The organism is Phragmitibacter flavus (genome assembly GCF_005780165.1).
Classification (GTDB): Bacteria; Verrucomicrobiota; Verrucomicrobiia; order Verrucomicrobiales; family Verrucomicrobiaceae; genus Phragmitibacter; species Phragmitibacter flavus.
Genome location: NZ_VAUV01000002.1, coordinates 40,460 through 59,631, shown reverse-complemented (window position 1 = coordinate 59,631; position 19,172 = coordinate 40,460). Strand labels below are relative to the sequence as shown.

General features: G+C 60.0%; 14 protein-coding genes. 7 read left to right on the top strand and 7 right to left on the bottom strand.

Features of this window, described 5'->3' with window-relative positions:
- The first annotated feature begins 120 nt into the window (after positions 1–120).
- From FEM03_RS02215 to FEM03_RS02190, 6 genes are all read left to right on the top strand, one after another.
- Positions 121–3,012: a tetratricopeptide repeat protein gene (locus FEM03_RS02215; protein WP_166442555.1), complete on the top strand. Its 2,892-nt coding sequence runs from the start codon at positions 121–123 to the stop codon at positions 3,010–3,012.
- 81 nt (positions 3,013–3,093) lie between these two features.
- Positions 3,094–4,098 carry a hypothetical protein gene (locus FEM03_RS02210; RefSeq protein WP_138084548.1) on the top strand — a complete coding sequence of 335 codons (1,005 nt, stop codon included), beginning with the start codon at positions 3,094–3,096 and terminating at the stop codon, positions 4,096–4,098.
- 58 nt (positions 4,099–4,156) lie between these two features.
- Complete coding sequence (locus FEM03_RS02205) at positions 4,157–4,960, top strand: MotA/TolQ/ExbB proton channel family protein (RefSeq protein WP_138084547.1); 804 nt, start codon at positions 4,157–4,159, stop codon at positions 4,958–4,960.
- Positions 4,961–5,014: 54 nt separating this feature from the next.
- Positions 5,015–5,428, top strand: a complete 414-nt coding sequence (locus tag FEM03_RS02200; protein WP_138084546.1) for an ExbD/TolR family protein — start codon at positions 5,015–5,017, stop codon at positions 5,426–5,428.
- Positions 5,429–5,476: 48 nt separating this feature from the next.
- Positions 5,477–5,923: an ExbD/TolR family protein gene (locus FEM03_RS02195; protein ID WP_138084545.1), complete on the top strand. Its 447-nt coding sequence runs from the start codon at positions 5,477–5,479 to the stop codon at positions 5,921–5,923.
- 6 nt (positions 5,924–5,929) lie between these two features.
- Positions 5,930–6,982: a vWA domain-containing protein gene (locus tag FEM03_RS02190; RefSeq protein WP_138084544.1), complete on the top strand. Its 1,053-nt coding sequence runs from the start codon at positions 5,930–5,932 to the stop codon at positions 6,980–6,982.
- A 15-nt stretch (positions 6,983–6,997) separates the two neighbouring features.
- Here FEM03_RS02190 and FEM03_RS02185 read toward each other — a convergent pair whose 3' ends face one another.
- From FEM03_RS02185 to FEM03_RS02155, 7 genes are all read right to left on the bottom strand, one after another.
- Positions 6,998–7,750 carry a PulJ/GspJ family protein gene (locus FEM03_RS02185; protein WP_138084543.1) on the bottom strand — a complete coding sequence of 251 codons (753 nt, stop codon included), beginning with the start codon at positions 7,748–7,750 and terminating at the stop codon, positions 6,998–7,000.
- Positions 7,751–7,757: 7 nt separating this feature from the next.
- Positions 7,758–8,192 carry a type IV pilus modification PilV family protein gene (locus FEM03_RS02180; protein WP_240772658.1) on the bottom strand — a complete coding sequence of 145 codons (435 nt, stop codon included), beginning with the start codon at positions 8,190–8,192 and terminating at the stop codon, positions 7,758–7,760.
- Positions 8,192–8,740, bottom strand: a complete 549-nt coding sequence (locus tag FEM03_RS02175) for a prepilin-type N-terminal cleavage/methylation domain-containing protein (protein WP_138084541.1) — start codon at positions 8,738–8,740, stop codon at positions 8,192–8,194. The genes FEM03_RS02180 and FEM03_RS02175 overlap by 1 nt, the downstream gene beginning before the upstream one ends.
- Positions 8,741–8,780: 40 nt before the next feature.
- Positions 8,781–9,221: a type II secretion system major pseudopilin GspG gene (gspG, locus tag FEM03_RS02170; RefSeq protein ID WP_138084540.1), complete on the bottom strand. Its 441-nt coding sequence runs from the start codon at positions 9,219–9,221 to the stop codon at positions 8,781–8,783.
- Positions 9,222–9,364: 143 nt separating this feature from the next.
- Positions 9,365–10,657 carry a type II secretion system F family protein gene (locus tag FEM03_RS02165; RefSeq protein WP_138084539.1) on the bottom strand — a complete coding sequence of 431 codons (1,293 nt, stop codon included), beginning with the start codon at positions 10,655–10,657 and terminating at the stop codon, positions 9,365–9,367.
- 35 nt (positions 10,658–10,692) lie between these two features.
- Complete coding sequence (locus FEM03_RS02160; protein WP_138084538.1) at positions 10,693–12,462, bottom strand: GspE/PulE family protein; 1,770 nt, start codon at positions 12,460–12,462, stop codon at positions 10,693–10,695.
- A gap of 36 nt (positions 12,463–12,498) precedes the next feature.
- Positions 12,499–13,233: a hypothetical protein gene (locus tag FEM03_RS02155; RefSeq protein WP_138084537.1), complete on the bottom strand. Its 735-nt coding sequence runs from the start codon at positions 13,231–13,233 to the stop codon at positions 12,499–12,501.
- Between the two features lie 114 nt (positions 13,234–13,347).
- Here FEM03_RS02155 and FEM03_RS25490 point away from each other — a divergent pair, with 114 nt between their 5' ends.
- Positions 13,348–19,137, top strand: coding sequence for a beta strand repeat-containing protein (locus FEM03_RS25490; protein ID WP_138084536.1), 5,790 nt, complete (start codon positions 13,348–13,350; stop codon positions 19,135–19,137).
- The last annotated feature ends 35 nt before the right edge of the window (positions 19,138–19,172 follow it).

The following is a 19,172-nucleotide window of genomic DNA, read 5'->3' as shown; positions in this document are numbered from 1 at the left end:
CCACCAGACCCCGCGCCCGCCACTTTCTTCGGCATTGCGCATTTCATGGCGAAAATTTCGCTTCTCTTGGCTTGCCACCTGCGTCATTGTCCGCCTAAGCAATTGAACACCCGCATTCTCATGCTGCGTTCCCCTGCCTCCATACCCCCAATCATCGCCGTCCTCTGTCTCGGTTTCGCCTCCATCGGCAGCCTCTCCGCGCAGCAACCCGCTCCCGACCCCACCCAACTGACTGCCAACGAACTGCTCAGCGCCGCCCGTGGCGCTTATGATGCGGGCGACTGGCCCCAGGCCGAATCCCTCTTCCAATCCTTCATCGACACCTACGGCGGCACCCCCGAGGCTGCCGACACCTCGCGCAAAATGAAGCCCCTGCTGGTCATCAGCAAACTGCGCCAGAAAAAATACGCCGACACCCTCGAACTCCTCGAAGAAACCCTCAAGGATCCCGTCCTGGATCCCGTCTCTGCCGACGAACTCGCCTTCTGGCGCGGCATCTGCCATCTCCAAACCGAAGCCCACGACCCCGCCCTCGCCGCCTTCAACGAATTCCACAGCGGCAAACTTCCCTATGTAATTAGCCTCCCTCCGGCTCACCGATCCATCCACAACGGGCGCCGCGTCGAAGCCATCATCCTCCACGCCGTCTGCCTCATTCTCAAAGAAGACCACCCCGCCGCGGCCCAATTCCTCGGTGAACAAATCCCCAATCTCCGCCAGCTCAATCGCGAAGCCGCCGGACGCGCCACCGTCCTGCGACTCCACAGTCTTCTCGCCTCCAACGACGACAACACCGCCCTTCAACTCGTCAAGGAAACCTTCACCCGACTCGAAGAGATCAGCCAGATCGTTGCCTTTCAAACCCTTTCCCTACAGCTCGGCGCCAAGCTCCTCGAACAGGAGCGATTCTACGACTCCATCGCCTGCCTCCAGCGCATCTGGCCCAAAAAACGCCTGCTCGCCCATCAGCAAACCTCCCTCGCCAACTTCAAAACCCGCCTCGCCCAGGTCCAGAAAAATCCCGCCCAGGAATACCTCGCCTTTCAATACGACGGCCTCATCACGCGCATCGAACGCGAGATCAAAAACTTCGAATCCATCCCCAACTTCGACTCCGCCCTGCGCCTCCGCGTTGCCACCGCCTACCAGGGCCTCTACCGATACCGCGAAGCCGCCCTCATTCTCGACGACATGCTGCAAAACATGCCCGTCGACGACATCGTCATCGCCGCCAGCCTCAACCTCATCCAGTGCTGGCTGCAAGTCGAACGCTGGCCCAACGCCATCGCCGCCGCCGACACCTACCTCGAAAAATTCAACACTCCAGAGAATCAGGCCAACATCCCCACCGTTCACTTCCTGCGCGCCACCGCCTTCCACTCCGACCGTCAGCCCTACGAAGCCGAACTCGCCTTCACCACCGTTCACAATAAATTCCCCGACCACGAACTCGCCCCGCGCGCCCTCTTCATGGAAGGCATCACCCTCCTCGAACAGGACCTCAATCTCGAAGCCATCGACGCCTTCAACGAAACCGCCCGACGCTACCCCGACAGCGACATCATCGAAGACACCCACTACTGGACCGGCATGGCCCTCTCCTTCGACAAACAGCACGAAAAGGCTCGTCAACACATGCAGGAGCACCTCGCCCGCTACACCGACCATCCACGCTACCGGCCCGACGCCAAATTCCGCATCGCCCACGCCACCTTTGCCCTGGCCGACTACCCCCTCGCCATCACCGAACTCCGCCAGTTCATCGACGAACATCGCGGCACCCAGTTTGCCGAGGAGGCCAAACTCCTGCTCGGCGACGCCCTCGGCTCCGAAGGCAAAATCGACGAAGCCATCGCCGCCTACCTCACCATCGACCGCGACGCCAACCCCAAATTCTTCGAAGACGCCCAATTTCGTGTCGGCAACATCTACAAGCTTGCTGAGCGCTTCGATACTCTGCGCGACCACTTTCAAACCTTCATCGCCGACCATCCCAAAAGCCAGCGCATCGGTGAAGCCGTTTACTGGATCGGCTGGACCCACGACACCTCCGGCGACCGCGACCTTGCCCGCCAGACCTACTGGAAAACCATCGACCAATACGGGCCCAATCCCGAAATCACCGGTATTGAATCCATCCTCACCGCCCTCACCAAACTCTATCCAGGCGAAGACGGCCGCGAGCAACTCTCCAAAGAACTCGAGGCCCTGATCGCCAATTCCACCGACTCCAACCCCACTCTCACCCTTCGAGCCACCTGGGCCAAAGCCAATCTCGTCCAGAAAACCGACCCCGACGCCGCCCAAAAACTCCTTATCTCCCTCCGGCCCACGCTCGACCCCAAAATTCACGCCCCCCTCATCAGCGCCGACATCGCCGACGCCCTCCGTCAAGCCAACCAGCTCGACCCCGCCCGCGAGCTTTACACCGACCTCCGCAAGTGGCATCCGCGCGCCCTTGAAAAAGACCGTGCTTACTTCGGCCTCGGCATGATCGCCCTCACCCAAAAACAACCCGACGAGGCCCTCAAACACTTTCAGCGCTTCGAAAAAGAAACCCTCGGATCCAGCCTCCTAGCGCAAGTCTACCAAATCAAAGCCCAGCTCCATCGCGACAAAAATCGCTATGCCGAGGCACAGGCCGAATACGAAAAAGTCCTCGAAATGCCCACCGCCCCAAGGCAGATCAAAGCCCAAACCCTTCTCAACCTCGGCGAACTTCTCGTCCAAAGCAAAAACGACCTCAAAGCCACCGCCTATTTCGAGCGCGTCTATCTTTCCTACGGACGATATCTTCCCGAAGTCGCCTCCGCCTACTGGCAGCGCGCCCAAGCTCTCGACCGGCTCAACCAGCCCGACAAGGCCCTCGAAGTTTACCTCGAACTCGCGCAGCGCCCCGACCTCGTCGCCCAATCCCAACAGCAAGACGCCATCCAACTTCTCAACCAGCGCAACCCTCAATGGCGCTTCCAGAACAACGCCCCCGTTCAGGAAACCAAACTCGAAAAGTAAATCGCTAACGTGTTTCCGCATTCTCCATTCCGAAATCCGCATTCCGCATTTTTGCTGTGGCTCTTGCTCGCCCTCAGTTTCTTGTCTCACGTCAACGCCCAGCAACCATCCCCGCCTCCCACCGACATCCTCAATCTAAAGAACGGTGCCCGCGTTTCCTGCCGCGTTCTCGACATCACCGACGCTACGATCAGCATCGAATACCGCGCCCCCACCGGTGCTGGCCTCCTCAAACGCGACGTCCCCTGGACTGAAGTCAGCCATGTCGACTTCGCCATGGATTCCGAATTTCAATCCCTTCTCAAATCCACCAAGCCTGTCGTCGACACCCCCAAGTTCGCTACCCAATGGCAAAAATTTTTCCCCCTTATCAAACACCCGAACCATCCCGTCGGCGACCTCGGCCTCCTCTACATCCAGGCCCTCCTGCAAAACCCCGACCCTGCCGCACAGGGCCAGGCCCTCCCCATCATTGACACCATCATTACCAGCGACTGGAACCCCGCCCGCCGCCAGCAGGCCAAAATCCTCCACCTCCAGGCCCTCGCCATTCGCAATCGACCCGAAGAAACCCGCGCCGCCGCCAAAGCCTTCCTCGCCACGCCCGATCTCGATCCCGCCCAGGCCGCCAGCACCCATCTCATTCTCGCCAAGCTTGCCCACAAAGAACTCACCCAGCTCGAAACCGACAATCCCCGCTGGCAGGACGACGACCTCATCCGCCCGACCCGCAACGACCTGTTCCACACCCTCATCGACCACTGCCTCACCCCCTCCCTCTTTTACGGAACCCTCGAATCCCCTGCCTCCGAAGGCATCGCCCTCGCCATGCAATTTTTCATCGATCACCAGGACCTCCCCTCCGCCGCCGCCCTCGCCCGCGACCTCCTGCAACTTTACCCCAACGCCTCCCAAACTCCTCAAGCCACCGCCTTTCTCACCAAACACCAGCTTCCCCTCACCCCACCCACCGACGTCGAAGAAGAAATTGCCCCGGCTCCTGTCGAAGACACCCCGGACGACAGCACCGAACCCGAAATCACCCGACGCAAACGCTACGAACGCCCCCCACCGACCAAACCCTGATTCCCAGACTCTCAACCATCAGCCCTCGACTCTCACCTTTACTCCCTCCTCAACCACCATGCCCCGCTCCCTCATCACCATCCTGCTCGTCCTCTTCACCCTGCTCCCCGCCCTCGTTGCCCAGGAACCCACCGCACCCGAGCCGGAAGTTGTCGCGCAAAAAAGCCTTCTCGACCTCTACAACACTGGCGGCTCCCTCATGCACATCATTCTGTTGTGCTCCATCGGCACCATCGCCGCCGGCATTTACTGTTTCATCGCCATCAACCCCAAAAAGATGATGCCCAAAACCACCCACGCCAGCATGATCCAGTTCGCCCGTCACAAAGATGTCAACTCTGCCTACCAGCTCTGCGAAAGCGCCCCTTCCACCTATTCCAACATCATCTCCCCCTCCCTACTCAAAATCAATTTCGAGCGCGACCTCGCCAACAAATCCAGCATGGAACAAGCCGCCGCCGACGCTCTTGACCGCGAAGAAACCAAACAGATGACCTGGGTGAACTACCTGAACGTCTTCGCCACCATCGCCCCCATGCTCGGCCTGCTTGGCACCGTCACCGGCATGATTGCCTCCTTCGACATGCTCTCCGCCGGCAAATCCGAACCCTCCGACCTCGCCGGTGGCATTGGTGAAGCCATGACCACCACCGCCGCCGGTCTCATCGTTGGCATCCCCGCCATGTTCCTCTATTTCTTTTTCAAAGGCCGGCTCACCATCGCCATGTCCGACATCCAAAAAAACGCCACCTTCATCATCGACATCTTCTCCGGTGACGTCACCCTCGCCGAAGACGACGCCCGCGCCGAAACCACCCCGCCCGCACCAGCGGAAACCACCGAGCCCGCCCTACAATCATAAATCATAAATCATAAATCATAAATCATAAATCATCAATCATCAATCATCAGTCGCATGATTCGCCGCAAACATCGTCAGGACGATCCCGTCAGCTTCCAGATCACCCCCATGATCGACATGACCTTTTTGCTGCTCATCTTTTTCATGCTCACCACCCAGATCAGCAAAGAAAAAGTCAAACTCGACGTCGCCCTTCCCGCTGCCTCCGCCGCCATCACTCCCGACGACCTCAGCAACCGCGACATCATCAACCTCGACGCCGAAGGCAATTTCTACATTGCCAACGACCAGGTCACCCGCGACCAGCTCAACGCCTACCTCAAACAGCGCTTCATCAACGCCCCCCCACTTCGCATCTACCTTCGCGCCGATAAACTCACCCCCTCCAAAACCATTCGCGACTTCATGAAAATGGCCACCGAAGCCGGTGCCACCAACGTCATCTTCGGCAGCTACAGCCGCCCTTAAGCCAACTCCACTTCCCACTTCCGACTTCCCACTTCCGACTTCCCTCCCATGATCCGCCGCCGACGACGCAAAGATCCCCCTGTAGAAATGCAAATGGGCCCCATGATCGACATGGTGTTTCTCCTGCTCGTTTTCTTCATGGTCAGCGCCCGCCCCATCAAACAGGAAAGCGACATCAACCTCGGCCTCCCCGGAGCCGTCCCCCAGGACGAAGCCGTCGAGATCCCCGACGAACAACGCATTGAAATCCAGCCCAACGGCACCGTCGTCCTCAATGAACAACCCATGGGCGCACCCGAAGATCTGCAACTTCCCCAGCTCGTCGCCCATCTCGACCGCTTCAAAAAATCTGCCGACGCCGCCAAAGCCAGCGCCCTCGTCACTCTCGCCCCCGACGACGTTGTTCCGCACCAGCGCGTCGTCGACGTGCTCAACGCCTGCGCCAAGGCCAACATCACCGGTGTCACCTTTGCCGACTCCATCCAGCCTGAATAACCAACCATGCCCGCCGCCAGCATCACCGCCCTTGACGAATCCGCCCGCGAGAAAAAGCGTCGGCGCGGCATCATCGGCTCCGTCATCGTTGGTGCCATCGTCGTTCACCTCGCCGGACTGTTCGTCGCCGGCGTGGTCATCGTTGCCAAGTTCTTCGCCGAACCCAAAGCCACCTTTGAAATCCCCCGCGAAATTCGTGTTCCCGTGCAAACCCGCGATCACAAAATGACGATGGCCAAAAACGAGGCCATCGCCCCCAAACCCTCCTTCAACGACCGGCTCGTCAGCACCCGCCCCACCAACTTCGCTCTGCCGGAAATGCCCAAGATCGACATGGACCAGCTCCTGCCGCTCGATCCCAGCGAAATCGTTTCCGATCAAATCAGCAGCCTCGTCGGCAGCGCCGGACTCGGCTCTGGAGCCGGCAGTGGTGCCCTCGGCTCCGGGGGCATCGGTGGCACCGGACTCAGCTTCTTCGGACTCAAAACCGAAGGCAGCCGGATTCTTCTGATCTTCGACGTTTCCACTTCCGTCGTCAACAAAGCCACCAAAGCCGGAATCCCCCTCGCCCGCATCAAGGAGGAGACCATCAATCTTATCGACAAACTCCCCATCAACGCCCGCTTCTCCATCGTGCAGTTCGTGCGCAACTACAAACCCTTCACCGAGGAACTCCTCGTCGCGAGCCCCCCCAACAAGGACCTCGCCCGCCAGTGGATTGAAACCGAATGGAGCGACACCGGCATGATGGCCGCGAGTGGCAAAGGCGTCAAAACCGCGCCCGTGAACGGACTCCCCCTCGTCCTCGATTTCGCCTTCACCCTCAAGCCCGACACCATTTTCATCATCTCTGACGGCAGCTTCCAACAGACCACCCCGGCGAGCCGCAATCATACCGTCACCGCCGACGAATTTGAAGACCAGCTCAAACGCCTCCAGGACACCGTCGAAAAACCCGTCCTCATCCACTTCATCGGTTTTGAAATGAAACCCGAAGACCAGTCCACCTGGCGCCGCCTCTCCCAGCGCTCCGGCGGCAAACTCCGTGAGATCAAATAACCGAAGGGGGCGATTCTACTGCGCCTTCAAATTCGGTGCCCAGAACAACATCCGCTGCGGTTCCTCAGCTCCCACCGCCACCCGCAATTCAATCAACTGCGGACGCTGACCGCGTTCCATCGCACCCATTGCAGACGTTGCCGTTTGACCCGCCATCACCGCCGAATCCTCCGGAGTCATCACCGCCTCCCGCGCATTGGTCACCCGGCGTTCCTCCAGCGGCAACGCCATCGCCTCATTCCACAATGGTTCCCATTCTCCACTACGCGGATTAAAAAATCGCCACTCCAGCATCGCCACCTGATCCAGCAACAACAACCTCGTCCCAGCCTCACCCTCACCACGCTCCCACGCCATCGCGTGCTCCGTATTCAGCGATCTTAAAAACAGCCGCAAGTATCCGTCAGGCGCTTCGTCGGTTTCCAATACACTCACCTCCGCCCCCTCCCCGCTTGCCGACATCGGCGACGGCACATTCACCAATGCCAGTTGATAAAGATACCGGCTGCCGATCTGCTTGTTCCTCAATCTCACCATCGCCTGCGCCGGAAGATGACGAAACATCCGCTCACATAAACGCGACAACCCATGCATCCTTGACTCACGAGTCTGCACCACCGCCAGCTCATCCGTCAATTGCACCGTCCCACGAACAATCGCGAAAATCGACCCGAGCAACAGCGTCAGCACAAACATCACCATCACCATCTCCAGCAGGGTGAAGGCGCGCTTGCGGCACCGGTGTGGAACGTGAGGTTGCAGCTTCATTTTGCAATCACCTTTCCGCCGCAAATAAGGGCGGCCAAAACCACGTCTCCGCCTCCGCCGTTTGCGTCTGCATCGACTCCCGCCAAGTCGCCGTCACCCGCGCCGCATAGAGCCCCGTCAACCGCTCACCATCCATGTTGTCGAGCTCCAGCTCCACCGTTTGGATGTGATATGCCACCCCGTCTTCCGTCACCTTCGTGTCCACCAACTCCGGCGGAAACTCAGTGCCACCCAGTTGCGACAACCGCGTCGCCTCCAGCAACAACGTTTCCAATCGCGCCTGCACCCGACCTTCCAATCGCGACTCACTCGAAGCCAAGCCACTCAAATTGATTGCCTCCACCAGTGCCACCACTGCGATCGAAAACACCATCAACGCCAGCAACACCTCCAGCAAGGTGAACCCGCTTCCATCCCTCAACCCTCGTTCCTTCGCCCTCATCACGTCCCGTCCTCCGCCACAAACATGGCCTCCTCTGCCACCCCGCCGCTCAATGGGTCCAGCGTCAACTCCAGCCACGATCCAAGATGCTCAAAACGCACCGTCAACGGCTCGCACAATCCTCCAGGAGCAATCACCAACCGCTGTCCCGGTGCCGCAGCAAACTGATTTTGCCCCCAGCGACGCAGCTTCACCACCATCTCCAACGGCACCTCCACCCGACGCTGCCAGACCTGCTCATCCCCATCCGAACTGCCCGCATCCTGATCTCCGCGATAGCGAAACAGGAACCCCTGTCTATCAAAAACAATCACCTGCGGCCTCTCGTAAAGCGAAGCTCTTCGCACCGATTCCAACACCATTTTTTGAAACTCCGAAGCCGGACGCCGCAACACCTCCTCACCCGACACGCCACCGAAACTATAAGCCGCCATGCCAATGATCAATGCCATCACCAGCATCACCAGCGTCATTTCCATCAGGGTAAAACCCCGCTTCGAAATGCGAAAGATGGAATGCCGATGTGGGAATGACTGGCAGGCGTTCATCAAACATCAAAACACATCAATTCCGCATTCCGCATTCCACTCACCAGTTCCCCACATCATCCTCCGTATCTTCCAATCCATCCGGACCCGCCGAAAAAATGTCATAACTCGAAGGATTGCGTTTGCCAGGATTGCGATACTGATACTTCCGACCCCAGGGATCTGTCAGCGCCTCTGGCTTCGCCATTGGCAGCCAGTTTTTCGGTTTAGGATCCACCGTCGGCCGCGTCACCATCGCCTCCAAACCCTGCTGCTGTGTCGGAATTATCAGCGCCTTGGTTTTGTAGCGGATCATGTTGGTCTCCCACATCCGGATGTCCGACTGAGCCTTGGAAATCTCCGCATCCGTCCCCACGTTCTGCATCAGCATCACCCCGCCCCCCACGATCAGCGCGATGATAAAAAGCACCAGCATCATCTCCATCAGAGTGAAGCCACGTTTTAAGGCAGTCTTTGCGGAAACGGGAACAGCAACAATCATGCCCTCATACTAGAATGCCCGCCCCCCACGTTGCAAGCAGACATCATCAATCGAACAAAAAAGAACTTTCAACGCCAAAAGTGGTGCATCCTCCCACCTCCCACATCAGCTGCTTGTTCCCTTTAGCCTTTATCCTTTCAATCTCACCTGCTCCGAATGTTCTCCAACGTCCCGTAAACCACGTTCACCATCATCCACGCCATCAACCCCACCGCCACGGCCATCACCAGCACAATCACCGGTTGAATCAATGCCGTCGCGCGATCAATCAATTTGCTCAACTGCGCATCAAACCGCGTCGCCGCTTTCTGCAACGCCTCCGCCATCTCGCCCGTCTGCTCCCCCACCCGCACCATGTCCACCACCAAGGGTCGTGCCACATCCGCCTTCTCCATCGCGCGACTCAACGATCCACCATCCCCAACCGCCGTCTCCACCAGTCCCAACCGCTCCCGCAAATACGAGTTGATTGTCGCCCGCCGCACCAGCTCCAAGGCCCGGTTCAACGGCAACCCGTTCACCAGCAAATTTCCCAGCGTCTCCAAAAACTGCACCTCAAACCGGCTGCGCAACACGGGACCATACACCGGAAGATTCAACTGCACCCGATGCCACCACCCCAGCCGACGCCGATCCTGAAACAACACATGACACGTCACCGCCGCCCCAATCATCAGCATCACCAGCAGCCACCACCACGATTTTAAAAACGCACTGAACCCCAGCAACCACTGCGCAATCGCCGGCAACTCCCCCTGCGTGTTCTTGATCAACAACGCCAGCTTCGGCAGCAAATAAGTGATGAACACAATCGCCAGCGCCACCCCTGACATCACAATGAACGCCGGATAAATCAACGCACTGATCACCTTCGCCCGCAACGCCTCCATCTGGTTAAGATAGCGCACCTGACGCTGCAAAATCGATTCCAGCGCCCCGCTCGCTTCACCCGCCGAGACCAGATTGCAATACAACTCCCCAAACGACGGACTCACCTGCGCCAGCGCCAATGAAAACGGCACCCCATCCCTAACCCGCGCCCGCAACCCCACCGCCAAGTCCCTCGACAACTCCGAACTGCGATTTTCCATCGCATGCAACGCCTGCTCCAGTTGCAATCCCGCATGCAAAAGATCACACAATTCCTCCGTGAACTGAATCACCTGCGCCCGCTTTAACTTCAATCCCGTCGGCAAGCCCACCGTCTTGCTCTCCGCCTTCCCATTCGCCTTCACCTCAACCGATTTCCCCGTCGACGCCGCCGGTGCCGATACAACGGCAGTCTCACCGCCCCCACCCGTCGATGCATTCAACGTGAATGGCTGCAACCCTCGTCTCGACAACTTGCGCACCGCCTCCCCACGATTCGTCGCCTCCAGAGTCCCGGTGCTGCGCTGACCCGATGCAGAAATGGCTTCGTAATAAAATTCCGGCATGGCTTCAACTCCCCAATCCTACCGACAGTTCTCAATCATTCAAAAAAATCCTCGCTCGTCACCCTCATCACCTCTTCCACCGTGGTAATCCCGTCCAGCACCTTGCGCCAGCCATATTCACGCATCGACACATATCCATCCCGACGCGCCTGCCGCATCATCTCATTCGAACTTGCCTTGCGCGAAATCAAATCCTGCATCGGCGTCGTCACCATCACAATCTCATAAATCGCCAGCCGGCCATAATATCCCGTGCTGCGACAAGCCTGACACCCGCCCACCGACGCCCCAAAAAGCGTGCTCCCAATCCCTTCGCTGAAATTGCATGCCGTCAGTTGCTCCCTGCTGTAATGCGCCGGTTCTTTGCAATGTGGACAAAGACTCCGCACCAGCCGTTGCGCCAAAAATGCCCGCACCGATGAACTCACCAAAAATGGCTCCACCCCCATCTCCACCAAACGCGTGATGCCACCGATCGCATCATTCGTGTGCAGCGTCGAAAACACCAAATGCCCCGTCAACGACGCCCGAACCGCAATCTCCGCTGTCTCCAAATCTCGAATCTCCCCCACCATCACCACATTCGGATCACCCCGCAAAATGCTCCGCAAGCCACTCGCAAAGGTCAGATTGATCTCCGGCTTCACCGCAATCTGCACCACCCCGTCCAGCTTGTGCTCGACCGGATCCTCAATCGTCACGATGCGCCGGTTCACCTTGTTTAACTGCGAAAGAAACGTGTAAAGCGTCGTGCTCTTGCCGCTTCCCGTCGGACCCGTCACCAGCACAATTCCGTTCGGCTTCGCCAAAAGCGTGTCCACCTTCGCCCGATACTCCGGCGTCAGCCCCAGCTTGTCCAAAGTGAACCGCTCCTGTCCCAGCAAACGCAAACTGATGCTCTCCCCCTCCACACTCGGGATGCACGCCACCCTGACATCAATGCTATGACCATCCAGCTTCAAGTTGATGCGACCATCCTGCGGCAGCCGCTTCTCCGCAATGTCCAGCTTCGCCATCACCTTGATCCTCGCCAGCAACGACGCCTGCAAGGTCTTGATGTTTTCCGGCACCGACGCCTCATGCAACTCGCCATCCACCCGATACCGGATGCGCAGGTTGTCCCGCAACGGCTCCACATGAATGTCCGTTGCCCGCTGCGACAACGCCTCACGGATGATCTGGTTGACGAACTTCACCACCGAAGCCTCCGCATCATCCGCCGCGTCGATCACATTCGCCTCATCGCGCAGATGCAGATCGTCCTCGTCCAGATCCCGATTCCTCAACAAATCATCAAACGTGTCCGCCCCCACCCCATAAAATGCCTGGATCCCCCTCAACACCTCATCGCGAGGAGCCAGCGTCCACACCGTCGTCATCGGCACCACCCTCGCCACCGCCTGCCGGGCCATCAGATCAAACGGATCATAACACGCCACCACCAAAACCTGCTCTCCGACCCCGCTCCCCATCGGCACCAGAGCTGGCAAATTTTCGGTCCCACCCGCATCCGCATCCACGCGCTCCAATCTCAACGGCAACACCCGATGGCGCAGCGCCAACCGCGCCGGAAAAACCCGTTTCAACTCGCCCCCCTGACTCGAATCTGGAAGCGGTGAAGGTGTCCACTGACATCCCAACTTTTGCGCGAGCTCCCACTGCAAAGCCGCTTCATCCACGGTCAGCCGACCCGCAATCGCATCCATCGCCGACTCACCACTCAACGTCGCATCCCTCAACACTGTCGCCACCGCCTCAGCATCATCCGCGCCCGCATGGACAATCGACTGGAGCAACAGACTCATGCGTTGGTAAAGTTGCCTCCGTGTCCACCCGTGACATTAGCGCCGCATTCCACCCACCGGAGCCAGCACATCGTCCGTGGTGATCTCGGTTCCGCGGAAGTTCAATTCAGAAACCTCGATCTGCTCTTCCTCATCCTCATCGTCGTCATCATCCCCTTCATTCAAATTCACATATCCCTGACGTTCCAGTTCAAGCTTCAAAACCTCCACCGCCTGTTCCACGGAATTGCCGTTCTTGTTCGCCCGCTCCGTCTCCCGCTCATCCAACGTAAATTTCACCGCCGAAATTCCTGCCACGCCAATGCTCTCCTGGTTCACCTCATCCACCGTCAATTCGCTTTCGTCATCCGCCGTCACTGAAGTTCCCGTCAAAGTCTTGGCCACTTTTGCCGTCAAATTAAACGCCGCTCCTGACACCCGCACGGAATGGTTGATCTCGCCCATCGCCACCAAAGCGCCCTGCGCCGAACCCTCACCAGTGGTTGCCGAAATCACCGCCCGCCGATCCCCTTCGTTTACCGCCGTAAACAAACGTCCTCCCGCCGCCGACTCAATATAAGCACGGCCGCCATCGATCGAACTCAGCAGGAACGAACTTTCCCCTCCCAACAGCGGCGCCACCACATAACCACTTTCAAATGTGAAATAGTTGATGCCCTTCGTCTTGGTCGATTCCATCCGGTAAACCAGCACCTGCCCGTGCGCCTGCGTCGTCGTCAGGAACAACATCGCCAAGACAAAAATTCCGGCAAAGACAGTGGCGCGCAACATATTCGTTCATTGTGAAGACAATGCTTGGTTTTGTCAATCGAGACCAATGCAAAGATCTTGCTTCGCATACACCATCTGAATTATTGTCGAATTTAGATTATTCCTCTGCTCTCAATGAAACCCTCCGCCCTGTTCATTTTTGTTCTGTCGCTTGCCGCTTGGAACGGCCCGTCAACCGCAGCAACGCACTACTGGGATGGCCAGACCAGCAGCAGTTGGAACAACCTGACCAACTGGACTACTGACACCAACAACGCAACCGCCGATCCCGCCGCAATACCTGGCACCAACGGTGCAACCTCCCTCACTGACGACCAGGTGGTCTTCAACGCCAGCATCGCCATTGCCAACCAGATCGCCACCCTCGATGCCGCCCTGCAAGTCAACCAGATCACCTTCGACTCCAACTCCACCACGCCCCTCACCATCGCAGCAGGCACCGGTGGCAGCCTGACCTTGGGCAGCGGTGGCATCCTCATCAACAGCGGAGCGGCGGCCCATACCATCAGCGCCCCCACCACCATCGGTGCCGTGCAATCGTGGACCAACAACAGCGCCAGCCTGTTCACCGTCAGCGGCACCATCGCCGCCGCCAATGCCCTCACCATCGACGGCACCGGCAACACCACCATCAGTGGTATCATGAGTGGCGCAGGAAACCTCATCAAAGATGGCGCAGGCACCCTTCTTTTCACCGTCGCTTCGACCAAAACCGGCACCATCCAGGTCAACAGCGGTGTGCTGCAGCTTAACCACACCGTCGCCGGGACCATCGCCTCCAGCATCAGCGTTGCCTCGGGAGCCACCCTTCGCTCCACCACCGCCTCGATCGCCGACGCCCTTGCGCTCACCATAGACGGCACCTATGAAATCTTCGCTTCTGATACCATTGGTTCCATCTCCGGTGGCGGACTGGTCACCAAAACCACCGCAGGCAGCGCCACCATGACCCTCAACGGCAGCCAGGCCAACACCTTCACCGGCATCATTGAAAACGGCGCAGGGACCATTGCCGTCACGAAAACCGGCACCAACACCCAAACCTTCACCGGTGCCAACACCTTCACCGGCACCCTTTCCATCAACAACGGCACTGCGGGAAGTCCTTCTCTCCTCATCGCTGGTGCCAACGCCTCCCTGGCCACCAACACCATCAACGTCGGTGACGGCAACGGCGGCAACGAATCCCTCACCGTCGGAGCCGTCGGCGACGTCATCGCCACTCCGCTCAACCGCCTCTCCGACACCGCCACCGTCACCCTCAACAGCAGCACCGGGGGCGGATTCACCTACATCGGCCCCGCATCGGGCTCCGCCAGCAACGTCGAAACCATCGGCACCCTCGCCATCAGCGCCGGTCGGAACCAAATCACCCTCGTTCCCGGCACCGGCAACGAAGTCCAGATCACCGCCAGCGCACTCACCCGCGCCAACAACGGCACCATGCTGATTCGAGGCGACAACCTCGGCGGCGCCGGCCCGGGCTCCACGAGGCTCCTCGCCCCAGCCACCCTTTCCGGTGCCAACGGTGCCGACGGCACCACCCAAAAAAGCATCCTCGCCTGGGGCGTAGGCGGTGACTCCGCCACCAGCGCAGGAACCGACTTCCTCACCTACGACAACACCAGCGGCTACCGCCTTCTCACCGCTGCCGAATACGCCTCCACCATCTCCGGCAGCAACACCCCCTTACGCAACGTCAGCACTGCAGGCGCCGAATCGATCATTGAAAACCAGTCCATCAACAGCCTGCGCCTCACCGGCGGCACCACCACCATCGATGCCGGTCAACACCTCCTGGTCAACAGCGGTGCCGTGCTTTTCACCGGGGCCGCCACCATCAACGGACCCGGTTTCCTCAATTTCGGCACCAGCCAGGGCATTATCCAAACCACCCAAAACACCGCCACCACCAGCACCATCCATGCCCGCATCGGCGGAACCAACGGCCTCGTTGTTGGCACCCAGGGCACCGCCACCAACATCACCGAACTGGGAGGCGACAACACCTTCATCGGCACCCTCACCGTCAACGGCGGAACCCTGCGACTCGCCAGCAGCAGCGCCCTCAACGACAACTCCCTCCTCACCGTCACCGCCCGCGCCGGCTCCATCGTCCAGCTCAACGGCAACAACGCCACCGTGCGCAATCTCGCCAGTGCCTCCGGCGCAGGCACCTTCCAAAACGGCTCCGCCACCGCCGCCACCCTCACCACCTACCAAACCGCCAGTTCCGCCGTTTCCACCATCATGTCCAATGGCAGCACCGGCACCCTCGGCCTTGTCGTCGGCCTCGGTGGCACCGCCAGCTTCGATCTCACGCTCGGCGCCAGTAACTCCTACACCGGCAGCACCGAAATCCGCGGCGCACGGCTCATCCTCTCCGGCAACGGAGTCGGTGCCATCGCCAGCCAGGCCGTCAACGTCAATGGAGGCATCCTTCAGCTCGCCAGCACCAGCAGCAACAACCTCACCAACCGCATCAGCAACACCGCCACCGTTGCGCTCAACGCCGGCACCTTCGATTTCAGCCACAGCGCCGGAGCCGCCAGCTACTCCGAAACCGTCGGCAGCCTCAACCTCGCCTCCGGTGCCAACACCGTCACCGTCGACAAAGCCGACCTCTCCGGCAACCGCACCTCCGTTCTTACCTTCACCAACGCCCTCGCCCGCTCCGCCGGAGCCACCGTCAACTTCACCAGCCAGACCAACAACGTCGCCATCTACGACCTCGGCACCACCGCCCAAAGCCGCCTCGTTTTCACCGCCGCCCCCACCCTCGACGACGGCATCCTTGGCGGCTGGGCCACCATCGACTCCTCCGCGAACACCCGTGAATTCGCCAAATACGTCAGCAGCGGCATCATCTCCGTCACCGCCCTCACCGCCGGAGAATACACCAACACCCTCACATCGGGCACCAACACCGCCCAGAACGTCAAAATCACCGCCAGCCCCGCCGCCCTGACCGGCGCCACCCAAATCAACTCCCTCAATGTCCAGCAGGCCTCCGCCACCACCCTCGACCTCGGCGGCCACACCCTGCGAGTGGAAACGGGCGGGATCATCACCTCCGGCGACTTCAACGCCTCGTTCATCAACGGCACCCTCACCGCAGGCACCGGCGACAACGCCCCGGGCGAACTCATCTTTCACACCCTCCCCACCACCACCTCAGCCGTCAGTTGGGTCAACGCCACCGACCTCATCAACTACACCGGCATGACCAACGGCAGCCCGGTCGCCTTCACCACCGCGCCCGGCGGCCTCACCGCCGGAGTCACCTACTACGCCGTCAACTCCACCGGCACCACCTTCCAGGTCGCCACCTCCCCGGGCGGCCCGCCCATCGCCCTCAGCAATGACGGCACCACCGCCGTGGTCATCGAATCCAGCATCCTTACCGTCGACGCCGTCATCCAGGACAACGGCACCGGCAGCGTTGCCCTCACCAAAACCGGCAACGGCGTGCTCGACCTCCAGGGAGTCACCAACACCTACTCCGGCAAAACCACCCTCAGCGGCGGCACCCTGCGCATTGATGCCGACGCCAACCTCGGCACCGCCCCCGCCGCCCCCTCCACCGGTCACCTCACCCTCTCCAACAACTCCACCCTCAACATCACCCAAAATTTCACCCTCAACGCCAACCGCGGCATCACCATCGGAGCCGGCAACAACATCATCAGCATCGCCTCCGGCACCACCGGCAACGGCAAAACACTCACCTACAACGGAGCCATCACCAGTCTCGGCAGCTCCGAAGGCAACCTCCACTTCAAAAGCAACGCCGTCACCACCAGCGGTGCCGATGTCGGCGAAATCAACGCCAACCTCACCGACCTCGACATCGGCGGCAGCCTGCGTGTCGACGCCGGCAACATCACCGTCACCGGTCCCACCAACACCATCGGCCACAGCCTGCAGGTCGGCATGGACGGCGTCACCAACTTCACCTACTCCGGCAGCGGCGGCAGCCTCACTGTCGGTCAGGGTGCCAGCGAAGTCCTCGATCTGGGCGTCAGTTCCTCCAACGCCGTCACCACCGCCGGCACTCTCGACCTCACCGCCCTGGACAACTTCACCGCCAACGTCAATACCATCCGCCTCGGCATTGGCTCCACCGACCGAACCGGCCAGGGCACCCTGAAACTCGCCACCAACAACAAGATCACCGCCACCACCTCCATCATGATCGGCAGCAACGGCGGCGGCGGTCAGGAGGGCATCACCAGCTCCATGAGCTTCGGCAGCGGCCAAAACGACGTCATCACCCAACTGTTCACCGTCGGCAGCCTCAAATCCACCTCGGTCGTCGACATGGCCAACGGCGGCACCCTCAGCCTCAACGGAGCCGGGCAACGCACCCTGGACCTGCGCATCGGCCATCAGGCTGGCAACACCGCCACGACCGCCACCGGCACCGTCAACCTCTCCAATGGCACCCTCACCGGCAGTTTCGACGAACTGATCGTCGGCTTCAAAAGCGGCGGTGGTAATGGCGGTGGCCTCGGAACCCTTACCCTTAGCAGCAACACCGCAAACCTCGTCGAGGCCAACACCGTCACTCTCGGGAGTCTCGACGGTGCATCCGGTTCCAGCGCCAAAGCCAGCGGCTTCGGCACCTTCAGCATGGGCGGCGGCAGCTTCACCCTCTTCAGCGATCTCGCCATGGGCCTCCACACCAACTCCGGCACCTTTGGCACCTCAAGGGGCATTTTCAACCTCACTGGCGGCGAATCCATCATCGGCGGCAACATCCCCAAACCCGACAGCGATCGCAGCGCTGCCATCATCACCGTCGACGGTGCCACCGCCGTGCTCGACCTGCGCAATGACGACTTCGGCGACGCCACTGAAGGCACCATCAACGCCAGCCAGCTTATCTTCCGCCAGGGCAACATCATCGACACCGCCTCCGCCACCCTCGACGGACGCGGAGTCACCAGCGCCACCGTCTTCGCCGCCCTTGATGATGCTCTGATCATGCGCGATGTCACTGTCGATTTCGATGTCAACCTCACCCAAGCCACCGCCGGCCTTGGCGGCATCCTTTACGAAAGCGCCGCGGCAGGTGCCGGCGGCACCATCAACGGAGATGTCGACCTCGGCACCGTTGACCGCGACATCAACGTCCAAGACAACGCCTCAATCGCCGCCGACCTCACCATCGCCGGTGCCATCACCAACGCAGGCGGCGTCAACAAACAAGGTCTCGGCACCCTGGTATTAAGAAGCTCCGCCAACACCTATGGCGGTCCCACCACCGTCACCAACGGTGTGCTCCAAGTCGGCCTCGCGGGCATCGGCACCACCGGCTCGGCTGCGACCGCCGTCACCTCTACCGGCACGCTCGCCGGCACCGGCACCGTCACCGGCCCCGCCGTCACCCACACCATTAGCGGAGCCCTCCGTCCCGGAGACGACAATGGCAACGCCATGGGTATTCTCAACTTCGAAGGCAGCCTTACCTTTTCCACCACCGCCACCGCGTTCTTCCAACTTGGCAGCCCCGGCAGCACCTACGACCGCATCAACGGCACCAGCACCGGCGACACCATCAGTCTCGACGGACAACTCAGCGCAGCCGAACCGGACGACAGTTTCTTCGGAGGTTACCTTCCCTCTGCTGGTGACACTTGGACGCTGCTGTTGGACTGGAGTGTCATCGACCTCGCCAACTTCGACATCGGCAGCAACTTTCGCACCGGCGTTGATGGTGGCAGCGAAGGCGACTTTGACCTCCCCACGCTCACCGGCGGCCTGCTCTGGGACATCAGCAACTTCGGAGTCAACGGGTCCATCAGCATCGCCGTTCCTGAACCTTCCCGCGCCCTGCTGCTAACGCTCGGTCTCGCTGTTGCATTGCTGAGCCGCCACAAGCGCAAAATGGCAATTGATTGAGACAAACATCGCGACAAGTCCAAGATTCTTCATCC